The following is a 14,253-nucleotide window of genomic DNA, read 5'->3' as shown; positions in this document are numbered from 1 at the left end:
CCCGCACCTTCCCGCATATGCTTGCGGCGAGCGGTATCAGTCCAGGGCATGTGCTTCCTCCATCGTCTCGACAACGACGCTGAATCACAACCTACTGATATCGCTCAACCACTTTTCGCTCGGGCTCTTATAGTCGCAGGGGAGGTCAAGAAGGCTCGAAGCGAAGTAGATGAATTGATCAAATTGATGAGCGGGTTCGCGGCTGCTCCAGATGCTTTGCTACCAAGCTCCGGTAAAGCACGTAACGCTTTCAAGAAAGTTGCGTCTCTACGCAAAAACCGGGCTGAATTGCTCTGGGTTGTCGGCCCGGACCGATATGGGCATGTTTTTGAGGTGCAGTATGGCGAAAGTGAGGCCATCAACCTGCAGCCGGTTTCGCAGAACATCCTCGAATTTCAAAACTGGGGCTGACCAATGAAGCCCGATTACGATAGACTTTCGGAAATCAGTCAACCTTGCCTTCCCCCCGGGTGCTTGGGTGCCTATATCAGGCGCGATGACGCAAACCGCTGACCCCCGCTCGCTCCTTTACCGCGCTGGTGCGCTTTCCCCTGACGAGGCATTGCGGCTGACGCGCAACGCGCTGGCGGCGTGCGACGACGGCGAGTTGTACTTGCAATTCATCGCCAGCGAGAGCTTCGGCTTCGATGATGGGCGGCTGAAAACCGCCGATTATTCGCGCGATGCCGGGTTCGGCCTGCGCGGCGTTTCGGGCGAAATGACCGGCTTTGCGCATGCCAACGAGATTTCGTCGGCCGCCATTGCGCGCGCTGCCGAAACGCTCAAGCTGCTCGATCCGGCCAAGGGCAGCCCGGCGCCGCCCCCGCGCAACAGCAACCGCCACCTCTATACCGAAGCTTCGCCGCTCGATGCGGTGCCGTTCGAGGCCAAGGTCCGCCTGCTCGAACAAATCGACGCCGCTGCCCGCGCCCGCGATCCGCGCGTGGCGCAAGTCTCGGCCTCGCTGGCGGCAAGCTGGTCGGTCGTAGAGATCGTGCGCGCCGACGGCTTCGTCGGGCATGATGTGCGCCCACTGGTACGGCTCAACGTGTCGATCGTGGCCGAACAGGACGGACGGCGCGAAACCGGCAGCTTCGGCATCGGCGGGCGGCGGCTGTATGACGATCTGTTTGCCCCCGAAACGTGGAACCGCGCGATCGATCAGGCGCTGGCGCAGGCGCTGACCAATCTTGAATCGGTGGCGGCCCCGGCGGGCGAGTTCACCGTGCTGCTCGGCCCCGGCTGGCCCGGCGTGCTGCTGCACGAAGCGGTTGGCCACGGCCTCGAAGGCGACTTCAACCGCAAGGGCACCAGCGCCTTTTCGGGGCGCATCGGACAGCGCGTGGCGGCACCGGGCGTGACCGTGATCGACGATGGCACTTTGCTCAACGAGCGCGGCGGCGGGCGGCGCGGTTCGCTGTCGATCGACGACGAAGGCACGCCGACGCAGGAAAACGTGCTGATCGAGGATGGCATCCTCAAGGGCTATATCCAGGACCGGCTCAACGCGCGGCTGATGGGGGTGGAGCCGACCGGCAACGGTCGGCGCGAGTCCTATGCCCATGCGCCGATGCCACGGATGACCAACACCTTCATGCGCGGCGGCAACGATGATCCGGCCGAACTGCTGTCGCGGGTCAAGAACGGCATCTTCGCCAAGTCGTTCGGCGGCGGTCAGGTGGACATCACCAGCGGCAAGTTCGTGTTCAGTTGCACCGAGGCCTACCGCGTCGAGAACGGCAAGCTGGGCGCGCCGATCAAGGGCGCGACGCTGATCGGCGATGGCCCCAGCGTGCTGACCCGCGTGGTCGGCATCGGCAACGATATGGCCATCGACGAGGGCGTCGGCGTGTGCGGCAAGGGCGGGCAGAGCGTGCCGGCAGGCGTCGGCCAGCCAACCTTGCTGATCGAAGGGCTGACGGTGGGTGGCACGGCCTGAGCTGGCCATCCGGCGAAGGGAATCGGGGGGCGGCGCGTTGTCCGGTCAGCGCCGGTTCACCACAACCGGTGCAATAACGGGGAACCGAATCACGGACCCATTCACGGGAAGGACTCAAGTCATGGCGAAGATGCTGCGTACATTCGCCGTCGCAATGGCGGCAGGCGCGATCGTTCTGGGCGGCGGGCTGGCGCAGGCCAAGCCCAAGCTGACCGGCGAACAGGAACTGGCCAAGCTGCTGGACGGCCGCGTCGCCGGAAAGCCGGTCGATTGCATCTATACGCCGATGATGTCGTCATCGCGCGTCATCGACAAGACCGCGATCGTCTATGATTCGGGGCGCACGCTTTATGTGCAACGTCCCAAGGTCGGAGCCGAATCGCTCGACGATGACGACATTCTGGTGACCAAGCTCACCGGCTCGCAATTGTGCAGCATCGATACGATCCAGCTTGTCGAGCGCAACGGCGGCTTCTGGCGCGGCTTTGTCGGCCTCGACAAGTTCGTGCCTTATACCAAGCCGCCAAAGGTCGCCGCGGCCGATTGAGCCCGATGGCCGGGCTATTGCCCGCCGCATGACCGGACACTAGGAGTGCGGGGGACATGACCCTGCACTCCTCCGTCCTTCGCGACGCCACGCCCGCCGACGCCCCCGTCATCGCCGATATCGGCACGCGCGGCTTCATCGCCCGGTTCGGCCATCTTTACAGCGCCGAAAACCTCGAGCGCTTCTTGCGGGAAACCCATACGGCGCAGAAGGTGGCCGCCGAACTCGCCGATCCCGGCCTGCTGTGCGCGGTGGTCGAAGTGGACGGCCAGATCGTGTCTTATGCCAAAGTGCTGCGGCAAAGCACTTTGCCGCGCCACACCCCGGCACAGCGCCCGTTCGAACTCAAGCAGCTTTACACCGACCCCGACCTGATCGGGCGCGGCGCGGGCGCGCGGTTGATGGACTGGACGCTGGCGCAGGCCCGCGCCCACGGCGCCGACTGGCTGGAACTGTCGGTCTATGCCGACAACCCGCAGGCGCAGCGCTTCTATGCCCGCTATGGCCTGGCCAAAGTGGCCGACATCGAATTCTGGGTGGGCGACCATTGCGACCCTGAGTGCCTGTTCGCGGTCGAACTGTGATCGGCCCGACGATGCGGTGACAGCCCCCACAGGACGCTTCCCCGATCCACCCGGCTCGGGTATAGGCACGTCCCATGTCCTCGGTACGTCCATGGCGCGATATCGCGCGTCGCAAAAGCCGCCAGATCATGGTCGGCGCGGTTCCTGTCGGTGGCGATGCGCCGATTACCGTGCAGACCATGACCAACACCCCCACGTCCGACGCAGTGGCGACGATCGACCAGATTCGGCGATGCGAGGATGCGGGCGCCGACCTGATCCGCGTTTCCTGCCCCGACGTGGAAAGCACCACCGCGTTCCGCAAGATCGCCAAGGCGGCGCGGGTGCCGCTGATCGCGGACATCCATTTCCACTACAAGCGCGCGCTTGAAGCGGCTGACGCGGGCGCGGCGTGCCTGCGCATCAATCCCGGCAACATCGGTAGCAGCGAACGCGTGGCCGAAGTGGTCCGCGCGGCCAAGGCCAACGGTTGCGCCATCCGCATCGGCGTGAACGCCGGCAGTCTTGAGCGCGACTTGCTCGAAAAGTACGGCGAGCCTTGCCCCGAAGCGCTGGTCGAATCCGCGCTCGACCACATCAAGCTGCTGCAGGATCACGATTTCCACGAATTCAAGGTGGCGGTGAAGGCCTCCGACGTGTTCCTCGCCGTGGCCGCCTACATGGGCCTTGCCGAAGCGGTCGACTGCCCGCTGCATCTGGGCATCACCGAAGCGGGCGGATTGATCGGCGGCACAGTGAAGTCCTCGATCGGCATCGGCAACCTGCTGTGGGCCGGGATCGGCGATACCTTGCGCGTGTCCCTGTCGGCAGAGCCCGAGGAAGAAGTGCGCGTTGGCTTCGAGATCCTCAAAAGCCTTGGCCTGCGCACCCGTGGCGTGCGCGTCGTCTCGTGCCCCAGCTGCGCGCGGCAGGGTTTTGATGTGATCCGCACCGTCGAAGCGCTGGAAAAGCGCCTGTCGCACATCAAGACGCCGCTCTCGCTCTCGGTGCTGGGCTGCGTGGTCAACGGCCCCGGCGAAGCGCGCGAAACCGACATCGGTCTGACCGGCGGCGGCAACGGCAAGCACATGGTCTATCTGTCGGGCGTGACCGACCACACCGTGCAGAGCGAGGACATGCTCGAACACATCGTCGCGCTGGTCGAAGCCAAGGCAGCCGAGCTTGAAGCCGACAGCACCGACGCGGGCAAGGCCGAGGTGGTCGGATAAATGCCGCGCCGCACAGCCGTCGCGCTTGCCATGGCTGTGCTACTGCTTTCGCCCTCCACGTGGGCAAGGCCGGCGATCCTCGACATGCACCTTCATGCGCTTGCTGCCGATGAGCAGGGGCCGCCGCCGCTTTCGCTGTGTTCGCCCATCGCGATGCCGACGTGGGATCCCGCACACCCGGCTGTCGAGAACTTTGCCGCGCTGTTTGCGGGCAAGGAATGCCGCGATCCCATCGTCTCGCCGAAGACCGACGACGAAGTCATGACCCGTTCCATCGCGCAGATGGAAAAGTACAATGTCATCGGGCTGGTTTCGGGGCCAAAGCGGCTCGTCGATCACTGGCGCGCAGCCGCACCGGCCCGGATGATGCCCAGCCTGATCCCGGACATGCCGGTGAAAGATGGCATGGAGCAGGAATTCGCTGCCCTCCATGTCAGCCGCGATGTGGTCGCCATCGGTGAACTGGGCCTGCAATACGATGGCATCGGCCCCGACGATCCCCGGGTCGAACGGATCTGGGCCATGGCCGAAAAGGAAGACCTGCCCGTTTCCATCCACATGGGCCCCGGCCCGCCGGGCGTGGGATACTTGCCCGGGTCGGGTTATCGCGCCCGGTTGTCGAGTCCACTGCTGCTGGAAGAGGTGCTGCTGCGCCACCCCAGATTGCGCATCAACGTGATGCACGCGGGCTTTCCGATGCGCGACGACACGTTGGCGCTGCTTTACAGCCATCCGCAAGTCTATGTCGATCTGGGGGTTATCGACTGGACCCAGCCGCGCGCCGCATTCCACGCCTATCTGAAGGCGCTCATCGACGCCGGTTTCGGCAAGCGGGTCATGTTCGGGTCCGACCAGATGGTCTGGCCGGAAGCCATCGGCAAGGCGATCGAGGCAATCGACAGCGCCGACTTCCTGACAGCCGAGCAGAAGCGCGACATATTCTATAACAACGCCGCGCGGTTTCTGCGGCTTGATGCTGCCACAATTGCCCGCCACGCAGCGATGTAGAGTTTCGAGTCCCTTCGAAACGCCATCCTGGACAAGCAATTGAGTCATTCCCGCCACGCGCTCCCCCCGCTCCACCTGTTGCTGGCCATTGCCATCATGGCGGTGTGGGGGACCAACTTCGTCGTCATCAAGCTGGCGCTGGCGCATCTGACGCCGCTGACGCTGGCGACCTTGCGCTTTGTCATCGTGTTCCTGCCGCTGGCGCTGGTCTTGCCGCGTCCGCAAGTGCCCTGGCGCAATCTGGCCGCCTATGGCCTGCTGATCGGCGCGGGCCAGTTCGGTGTGCTGTTCACCGCGATGCGTCATGACATCACCCCCGGCCTCGCCAGTCTGGTGGTGCAGACGCAAGTGTTCTTCACGATTGGCCTGTCGATGCGGCTGACCGGTGAGCGGATCGCCCCGTTCCAGATCGTCGCGCTGCTGCTGGCGACGGCGGGGCTTGCGGTGATCGTGCTGCATACCGACGGCACCGCGACGCCGCTCGGCCTGGGGCTGGTGCTGGTCGCGGCGCTGAGCTGGTCGCTAGGCAACATGGTCGCGCGCAAGGCAGGGTCGGTCAACATGCTGGCCTATGTCGTGTGGTCGGCGCTGTTCGCGGTGCCGCCGCTGGCCTTGTTCGCGCTGCTGCTCGATGGGCCGGCTGCGGTGTGGGGCGGCATCCGCGCCGCCGATGGCTGGACCTGGGGCGCGGTGGCGTGGCAGGCGGTGGGCAACACGATGTTCGGCTATGCCGCGTGGGGCTGGTTGCTGCACCGCCATCCGGCTGCGCAAGTGGCGCCGCTGGCGCTGCTGGTCCCGGTGTTCGGCCTCGGCGCATCGGCGCTGGTGCTGGGCGAGCCGTTGCAGCCGTGGAAGCTGGCGGCATTCACGCTGGTGATGGCGGGCCTCGCGCTCGGCATCACCTGGCCACATCTGCGCGAAAGGTTTGCCCGATGACCATCTCCATCCGCCCCGCCTCCGCTGCCGACCTGCCGCTGGTCGCCAACCTGATCCGCGCGCTGGCCGAGTATGAGAAACTGGCCGACGCGGTCCGCTTTGACGAGGCGGTGCTGGGGCAAAAGCTGTTCGGCCCGCGCCCCTATGCCGAAGTCGTGATCGGCGAGATCGATGGCGTGGCACGAGGCTTTGCCTTGTTCTTTCACAACTTTTCGACCTTTGAAGGCCGCCCCGGGATCTATCTGGAAGATCTGTTCGTCCAGCCCGAAGCGCGCGGGTCGGGGCTGGGCAAGGCGCTGTTGCAGCATCTGGCGGCGCTGGCGGTCGAACGCGATTGTGCGCGGTTGGAATGGTCGGTGCTCGACTGGAACGAACCGGCCATCGGCTTCTACAAGTCGCTTGGCGCGCAGTTCATGGACGAATGGACGATCATGCGTGTCGATGGTTCGGCGCTCATGCGGCTTGGCGAAACTGCCGTCGAAACGGGCACTTCCTCCGCCGATGCGGACTCATAGGGGGCTGCAAGACCCGCGCAATTCCTGTATACGGTGTTCACCATAGGGTCGGGTGATCCGTGGCACTAACATATGGGCATGATGACGGTGATGAAGCGGCGCGAGCTGTTGCAGGCGATGGCGGGCGGAGTGGTGGCGAGCGGAACCGCTGCGCTGGTCGCTCCGGCGCGCGTGTTCGCCCAAGCCTTTGCCATGCCCGAACAGCACCGCCGTCTGCTCGATCTGGCACGCAATCAGGTCGGCCGGTTGGAGAACGTGTTGTGGCGGACCGATATCGTCGGCATTGCCGATTTCGGCCTGCCATCGTCGCTGCCCCGGCTGCACTTCGCCAACCTTGAGCGGGGTGAAGTGCGCTCGTTCCTGGTCGCGCACGGCAAGGGCTCCGACCCCGAGCACGACGGCTTCCTGAAAGTCTTTTCCAACCAGTTCAACAGTCTGGCGACATCGCGCGGGGCCTTTGTCACCGGCGAGTGGTATCGCGGCAAGTATGGCACCTCGATGCGGCTGAACGGCATCGATCCCGACAACAACAATGCCTATGATCGGGCCATCGTGATGCACCCGGCATGGTACGCCAACCCCGACATGCTGGCCCGCTACGGCAAGCTCGGCCGCAGCGACGGCTGTTTTGCCATGCCCGAAGCGGACTTTGCCGAAGCGCTGCTGCATCTGGGCGCGGGGCGCCTGCTCTATGCGGACCGTCTCGGCCTCGGGTGATCGCAGGGCCGCGCGGTGCGACGCACTTTGGGCAATACACCGTCACCCTGAAACAGGTTCAGGGTAACCAAGCAAATTGGCAGGGCGACCGGGCAAATTGGTGAGGAAGCCCGCTAGGCGGCCAGATTACAGCGGGTTATCCAGCTTGATGATCGCCTCGTTGCTCTTGCGCTGGGTGGTGTGCAGTTCGCGCGGCTTGGCGAAGCTGGCGATCACCGGGGCGTCGCGCGAATAGATATCGGGGAAGCTGCGCATCAGCCCGTTCACGTCGCGCGCCACGGTGAAATAGGCGATGTAGACCGCCCAGGGCTTGGTCATCGGCACCTTGGTGTACTTGCCCGACAGGTTGTATTCGACCGCGGTTTCGGGCGGCAGTTCGGCGCCGAGGATGGCCATCGTCATCGCCAGTTCGGTGGCGCGTTCGGCGCGGATGCAGCCATGGCTGAGCGCGCGCGCGGGCAGGGCGAACAGATTGCGGTTGGGCGTGTCGTGAATATAGATCGCATGCTCGTTGGGCATGTCGATCTTGACCCGACCCAGCGAGTTGGTGTCGCCCGGCTGCTGGACCACGGTGATCGTGCCGTCCGCCGCTTTGGTCGCGACATAACCCTCGCGCTTGGCCTGACGCGGATTGCCGATCAGCCTTGCGCCCAGCCCTTCGCCCACGACGATTGACTGTGGCACCGTCCAGGTGGGGTTGAACACCACGTTCTTGACCGTTTCGGCAAGCTGCGGCGTGGCGGTCTTGCCCGGCTTGCCGACGATGGCGCGATAGCTGCTGATGATCTTGTTGTTCACCGTCAGGCGCAATTCCTGCTCGGGCACGTTGATGATCAGGTACTGCAGGCCCAGATCGCGGGTCAGCCAGCGCCAGCGATCCATGTTGGCGCGGATCATCGCGATCTGGCGCGGATCCTTGGCCTTGGTCAGCATGTCCTTGAGCAGGGCGTAGTCGGGATGAGTCGGCGTCAACGAGGCCAGCACACCGGCCACGTCATGCGTTTCGGTGGCCTGACCCAGCAGCGCGGAGTTGGGGTGGTTGTCCTGATCCGGGTCGAGCGCGAACCATTGGATACGCGCGGTCATCGGCGTGCGCCCGTCGCGCAAGTCCTCGGCCAGCCAGATGAACAGATGGCTGGCCAGCACGTCGAGATCGGGGCCTTCGCCCGCCGCGATGGCGGCGGCCAGTTGCGCCGGTTGATAATCGCGCGCGAACAGGCCTTCGGCGCCGATACCCTTGATTGCCGCCAGCAGCGCCTTGGCATCATCCAGTTGCCAGTGCGCCACAGGCAGGGTTTCGGGCAGTTCGACTTCGGCCGCAGGTGCTCCGGGGGCAGAGGCAGGCGCCTCTGTCGAAGGGCTGGTCTGCGCGATCGAGGCCGGCAGCAGCGAAATGGGGCCCTTGGTCTGCGCGGGGCGCGGCTGCTGGGTCTGCGCGGGTTTTTGCTCCAATGTTCCCGGCTTGGCGGTGGACGCGGCGACAGCGGGACGGGGGGCAGCGGGACGGGGGCCAGCGGGGCGGGGGGCGCCCGGCTTGGTCGCCACCGCTGAGGCGGCGCCGGGCTTGGGCGCAGCAGGCTTTGCCACAGGCGCAACGGGTCGCGACGTCGGCGCAGCGCCCGGAGCAGTCGTCTGCGCGGCCAATGCTGCAACCGGCAACCCGGCGATGGCTTGCGCCAGCAGGCTGGTCCCGACGGCGGCGATCAGGCGAGGGCGGAAAGCAACAGGCATTGCAGACAATTCCTTTGGGCATTCAGGCTGGGCATCGGGCAGAATCGATAGGCGATGGTACCGTACGCTTCGCCCTTCAGTCCCTGCCCGATGCCATGCCCGCAATCAAGGATCGGACCTGACGCCAAGCTGAATCGTGCCCCGAATTGCAGCAAAGGTGGCGGCCCCTATCGCGCTTTGCCAGAACCGGTGGTGCCCGCTATGGCGCGGGGCATGTCGCGCCACCCGCATTTTCTGCCGATCGTCATCGCCCTTTGCGGAATGGCCACCTTCAGCCTGATGGATGGGGTGATGAAGGCCGCCTCGACGGCGATCGGTCCTTATGGCGCGATGTTCTGGCGGACGCTGATCTCGGTCGTGCTGATGTTCCCGCTGTGGCAACGCCGCCGCCGTCGCGAAGGCACTAGCGGTTTGCCCGAGTGGCCGATCCTGAAATTGCACCTGCTGCGCTCAAGCGTGGCGGGCTGCATGGCCACACTATTCTTCTATGGCATCGTGCGCACACCGTTGGCCGAAGGCATTGCGCTGTCGTTTCTGGCCCCGCTGATCGCGTTGTTTCTGGCTGCGGTACTGCTGGGCGAGCGGATCGGTTCGCGCGCCATCGGCGGGTCGGTGCTGGCGCTTGGCGGGGTCGCGGTGATCGCGGCGGGCAAGTTCGGCGGCGCCTATCATGTCGAGGCGATCAAGGGGCTGGTGGCGATCCTTGTTTCCGCCGTCCTCTATGCCTGGAACCTCGTGCTGCAGCGCCGTCAGGCGCAAGTCGCCGGTCCCGAGGAGATCGCCTTTTTCCAGAGCCTGATCATCTGCGCGCTGCTGTCTGTCGGGGCGATCTGGCTGGCGCCATGGCCGACGCCGTTGCAGTGGGGCGAACTGGTGGCCGCTGCCATCCTTGGCACAAGCTCGTTGATGCTGATGGGCTGGGCTTATGCGCGGGCCGAAGCGCAAGTGCTGGTGCCGCTGGAATATACCGCGTTCATCTGGGCGGCGCTGGTCGGCTGGGTCGCCTTTGCCGAACCGGTGACGCTGCGCACGCTGGCCGGGGTGGTGCTGATCGTCGCGGGGTGCCTGGTGGCAACGCGCCGTGCTGCTCAGGCGCATCCAGCATGATTTTTCGATAATGACTCGCAGCAGCAGAACTTGACCGAATAGCCAAGCAGATAAGCCGTTTCGCGCCCTTGACGAGGCGCGCGTTAGCGCGCATCGCGCAAGCGATTCAGGGGATGCCCTGTCCGCGCCGTGCGTGTCCGTTTCCGCCCGATGGTCTGGTGGAGCGGGTCGTGTCCCCCACGCGCCGGCGCAGGGCTGCCCGCCCATCAGGAGGGAATACGCTTAGCCATGACCCAGGTCGGACAGGACTCGCTCGGCACGCGCAGCACGCTAACTGTTGGCGGCAAGGACTATGCCTATTACTCGCTGAAGAAGGCTGCGGCCAAGTTCGGCGACATTTCGCGCCTGCCTTTCTCGATGAAGGTACTGCTCGAAAACCTGCTGCGCTTCGAGGACGGCGGCTTCACCGTCTCGTCCGACGACGTCAAGGCGCTGGTCGATTGGCAGAAGAACCCCGCCGAATCGCAGAACGAGATCCAGTACCGCCCGGCGCGCGTGCTGTTGCAGGACTTCACCGGCGTGCCGTGCGTGGTCGATCTGGCCGCGATGCGCGATGCCATCGCGACGCTGGGCGGCGATACCAGCAAGATCAATCCGCTGGTCCCGGTCAATCTGGTGATCGACCACTCGGTGATGGTCGACGAATTCGGCACGCCCAAGGCGTTCGAACAGAACGTCGAGATCGAATACCAGCGCAATCTTGAGCGCTACGACTTCCTCAAGTGGGGTTCGAAGAGCCTCAACAACTTCTACGCCGTGCCCCCGGGCACCGGCATCTGCCACCAGGTCAACCTTGAAAACATCGCGCAGGCGGTGTGGACCAGTACCGACCAGTCGGGCGCGCTGGTTGCCTACCCCGACACTTGCGTCGGCACCGACAGCCACACCACGATGGTCAATGGCCTTGGCGTGCTGGGCTGGGGCGTCGGCGGGATCGAGGCTGAGGCCGCGATGCTCGGCCAGCCGGTGTCGATGCTGGTTCCCGAAGTCGTCGGCTTCAAGTTCGTGGGCGATCTGCAGGAAGGCGTGACCGCCACCGACCTCGTGCTCACCGCCACCAACATGCTGCGCAAGCATGGCGTGGTTGGCCGTTTCGTCGAATACTACGGTCCGGGCCTTGCCGGGCTCAGCCTGGCCGACCGCGCCACGCTCGCCAACATGGCGCCTGAATACGGCGCGACTTGCGGCTTTTTCGGCATCGATGACAAGACCATCGACTATCTGCGCCTGACCGGCCGCACCGAAGAGCAGATCGCGCTCGTCGAAGCCTATGCCAAAGAGCAGGGTTTCTGGATCGATCCGTCGGTCGAGCCGATCTTCACCTCGACGCTCGAACTCGATCTGTCGACCGTGGTGCCCTCGCTTGCCGGGCCCAAGCGTCCGCAGGACCGCGTATCGCTGCCGCAAGTGGACGACGTGTTCAACGCCGACCTCGCCAGCGTCTACAAGAAGGCGCAGACCCGCGTTGCGGTCGAAGGCCGCGATTTCGATCTGGGCGATGGCGACGTGGTGATCGCGGCGATCACCAGCTGCACCAACACCTCCAACCCCGGCGTGCTGATCGCCGCAGGTCTGGTTGCCAAGAAGGCCAACGAACTGGGCCTCAAGCCCAAGCCTTGGGTCAAGACCTCGCTGGCCCCCGGCTCGCAGGTCGTCACCGACTACCTCAACAAGGCTGGCTTGCAGGAGCACCTTGACGCGATCGGCTTCAACCTGGTCGGCTATGGCTGCACCACCTGCATCGGCAACTCGGGTCCGCTGGCCGAACCGATCAGCAAGGCGATCAACGAGAACGGTCTGGTCGCCAGCGCCGTCATCTCGGGCAACCGCAACTTCGAAGGCCGCGTGTCGCCCGACGTGCGCGCCAACTTCCTCGCCAGCCCGCCGCTGGTCGTGGCCTATGCGCTCAAGGGTACGGTGATCGACGATTTCACCACCACCCCGATCGGCGTGGCCAAGGACGGGCAGGACGTATTCCTCAAGGATATCTGGCCGACCAACCTCGAAGTCGCCACCGTGCTGGCCGGCGCGGTCGACCGCCCGATGTTCCAGGCCCGCTACGCCGACGTCTACAAGGGCGATCAGCACTGGCAGGCGATCAACGTTACCGGGTCGGAAACCTACCAGTGGCGCGCCGGATCGACGTATGTCGCCAACCCGCCGTACTTCGAAGGCATGTCGATGACCCCGGCGCCGGTGACCGACATCATCGATGCCAAGCCGCTGCTGATCCTGGGCGATTCGATCACCACCGATCACATCAGCCCGGCCGGCAACATCAAGGCCGACAGCCCGGCCGGTGAATGGCTGCTGCAGCATCAGGTCGCCAAGGCCGACTTCAACTCTTATGGCGCGCGCCGTGGCCACCACGACGTGATGATGCGCGGCACGTTCGCCAACATCCGCATCAAGAACGAGATGGTCCCGGGCGTCGAGGGCGGCTTCTCGCGCTATGGCGACGAAGTCGGCTCGGTCTATGACGTTGCCATGAAGCACAAGGCCGATGGCGTGCCGACGGTGGTCATCGCCGGCAAGGAATACGGCACCGGCTCCAGCCGCGACTGGGCGGCCAAGGGCACCAACCTGCTGGGCGTGCGCACCGTGATCGTCGAAAGCTTCGAGCGCATCCACCGCTCGAACCTGGTCGGCATGGGCGTGCTGCCGCTGCAGTTCAAGGACGGCGACACCCGCCAGTCGCTTGGCCTGACCGGCGACGATACCTTCACCATCCACGGTGTCGGCAGCCTGACCCCGCGTCAGGACGTCGAAGTGCAGGTCACTCGCAAGGATGGCAGCAGCTTCAGCTTCACCGCGCTGTGCCGCATCGATACCGCCAACGAAATCGAGTATTTCAACAACGGCGGCATCCTGCACTACGTGCTGCGCAAGCTGGCGGCCTGATTTCGGCGGGAGTTTCTTCCGCCACCAACACAACGAAGGGGCGGCTCCGCAAGGGGTCGCCCTTTTGCTTTGGCCGGTTTGTGTCGTTCGGGGCCCAGGCACAAAAAGGGCGGCTCCCCCCGAAGCCGCCCTCTGGCCGAAGCCCGCCGGGCGGGTCGGCAATCCGTGCTATGCCAGCCGATCAGGCCGTGCGCGCGGCCTTCTTGCCAAAGCGGCGGCGCGCCATCAGCGCGGCTGCGGCCCCGCCGAACAGCATGAGCATCGACGGCTCGGGCACTTCGGTGCCGCTGGTTGTCGGCGGCGGCGGAGGAGGAGGAGGCGGAGGAGGCGGGAAGACGCCGCTGGTGGTCGAACCGGTGGTGCCCGACGAGGTCGACGTGGTTGTGGTGGTCGTGGTGCTGCTGGTTGGCGGCGGGGGCGGTGGCGGCGGGAAGATGCCGCTGGTGGTAGCGCCGCTCGAACTCGAGCTTGAAGTCGACGAGGAGGTCGAACTGCTCGTGGTGACATTGCCCGACGAGGTCGAGATGTTGCCCGACGAGGTGGAAGTGGACGATGACGTCGATCCACCCGACGTCGAGGTGGAACCACCCGAAGTCGACGTGGAACCGCCCGAGGTGGAGGTCGAGCCACCCGAGGCCGATGTCGAGCCACCCGAAGTGGAGGTCGATCCGGTGCTGGTCGAGGACACGACGACGCTACCGCCGCCGCTGCCACCGCCGCCGAAGAACCCACCGAAGAAGCCGCCGCCAAAGCCGCCGACCGGTCCGCCACCGATCACCACGGGGCCGCCACCGCCACCGCCGCCCATCGACGCCTGCGGCGGCAATGGCGCCATGTAGGGCACCGGTGCCAGCGCCATCTGGCGCGGGTCGGCGCAAGAGCGGGTGATCGTGGTCTTGACGATGCGGCGCACCCGCTTGACCGCGCGTGGTGCGGGGCGGCGGGCGATCTTCACGACTTTGGCCTGCTTGATCTTGATCGGCTTCACATGGTGGACTTCGGCCGACGAAGGCGCCTCAGAGACGTGCACGGCGCCACCGCCGAGGACCGCACCCCCGGC

13 protein-coding genes are annotated in these 14,253 nt (G+C 65.3%); 11 read left to right on the top strand and 2 right to left on the bottom strand.

Annotated features, from left to right (window positions below; translation table 11 throughout):
• The 9 genes from LDN95_RS13660 to LDN95_RS13620 form a co-directional block, all read left to right on the top strand.
• A partial coding sequence (locus tag LDN95_RS13660; protein ID WP_226018237.1) for a hypothetical protein occupies positions 1-411 on the top strand: 411 nt, incomplete at its 5' end.
• A gap of 85 nt (positions 412-496) precedes the next feature.
• Complete coding sequence (tldD, locus tag LDN95_RS13655) at positions 497-1,939, top strand: metalloprotease TldD (protein WP_226018236.1); 1,443 nt, start codon at positions 497-499, stop codon at positions 1,937-1,939.
• Between the two features lie 121 nt (positions 1,940-2,060).
• Positions 2,061-2,486 (top strand): hypothetical protein, encoded by a 426-nt coding sequence (locus tag LDN95_RS13650; protein WP_226018235.1) that lies wholly within the window; start codon positions 2,061-2,063, stop codon positions 2,484-2,486.
• A gap of 56 nt (positions 2,487-2,542) precedes the next feature.
• A complete protein-coding gene (locus LDN95_RS13645; protein WP_226018234.1) occupies positions 2,543-3,070 on the top strand; it encodes a GNAT family N-acetyltransferase in 528 nt (175 codons plus the stop codon).
• A gap of 74 nt (positions 3,071-3,144) precedes the next feature.
• Positions 3,145-4,278, top strand: a complete 1,134-nt coding sequence (gene ispG, locus LDN95_RS13640; RefSeq protein WP_226018233.1) for a flavodoxin-dependent (E)-4-hydroxy-3-methylbut-2-enyl-diphosphate synthase — start codon at positions 3,145-3,147, stop codon at positions 4,276-4,278.
• The gene (locus LDN95_RS13635) at positions 4,279-5,286 is read left to right on the top strand and encodes an amidohydrolase family protein (RefSeq protein ID WP_226018232.1); all 1,008 of its coding nucleotides are present in this window, start codon (positions 4,279-4,281) and stop codon (positions 5,284-5,286) included.
• Between the two features lie 39 nt (positions 5,287-5,325).
• The gene (locus tag LDN95_RS13630) at positions 5,326-6,222 is read left to right on the top strand and encodes an EamA family transporter (RefSeq protein WP_226018231.1); all 897 of its coding nucleotides are present in this window, start codon (positions 5,326-5,328) and stop codon (positions 6,220-6,222) included.
• Entirely contained in the window at positions 6,219-6,737 is a 519-nt protein-coding gene (locus tag LDN95_RS13625) for a GNAT family N-acetyltransferase (RefSeq protein WP_226018230.1), read from the top strand. Before LDN95_RS13630 ends, LDN95_RS13625 begins: the two co-directional genes overlap by 4 nt.
• Positions 6,738-6,827: 90 nt before the next feature.
• Positions 6,828-7,454, top strand: coding sequence for a murein L,D-transpeptidase catalytic domain-containing protein (locus LDN95_RS13620; RefSeq protein ID WP_226018229.1), 627 nt, complete (start codon positions 6,828-6,830; stop codon positions 7,452-7,454).
• A gap of 126 nt (positions 7,455-7,580) precedes the next feature.
• Here LDN95_RS13620 and LDN95_RS13615 read toward each other — a convergent pair whose 3' ends face one another.
• The gene (locus LDN95_RS13615; RefSeq protein WP_226018228.1) at positions 7,581-9,185 is read right to left on the bottom strand and encodes a L,D-transpeptidase family protein; all 1,605 of its coding nucleotides are present in this window, start codon (positions 9,183-9,185) and stop codon (positions 7,581-7,583) included.
• Between the two features lie 213 nt (positions 9,186-9,398).
• Here LDN95_RS13615 and LDN95_RS13610 point away from each other — a divergent pair, with 213 nt between their 5' ends.
• Positions 9,399-10,292: a DMT family transporter gene (locus LDN95_RS13610; protein WP_226018227.1), complete on the top strand. Its 894-nt coding sequence runs from the start codon at positions 9,399-9,401 to the stop codon at positions 10,290-10,292.
• A gap of 228 nt (positions 10,293-10,520) precedes the next feature.
• On the top strand, positions 10,521-13,193 hold the full coding sequence (gene acnA / locus LDN95_RS13605) for an aconitate hydratase AcnA (protein WP_226018226.1): 2,673 nt from the start codon (positions 10,521-10,523) through the stop codon (positions 13,191-13,193).
• A 181-nt stretch (positions 13,194-13,374) separates the two neighbouring features.
• Here the strand turns inward: acnA and LDN95_RS13600 are convergent, their stop codons facing one another.
• A complete protein-coding gene (locus LDN95_RS13600) occupies positions 13,375-14,223 on the bottom strand; it encodes a PEP-CTERM sorting domain-containing protein (protein WP_226018225.1) in 849 nt (282 codons plus the stop codon).
• Positions 14,224-14,253 lie beyond the last annotated feature (30 nt).

This window comes from Novosphingobium sp. FKTRR1 (genome assembly GCF_020404405.1).
In the GTDB taxonomy this organism is placed as follows: domain Bacteria; phylum Pseudomonadota; class Alphaproteobacteria; order Sphingomonadales; family Sphingomonadaceae; genus Novosphingobium.
Note: the sequence above shows the minus strand (reverse complement) of the source record. Positions and strands in the feature narration are given on the sequence as shown.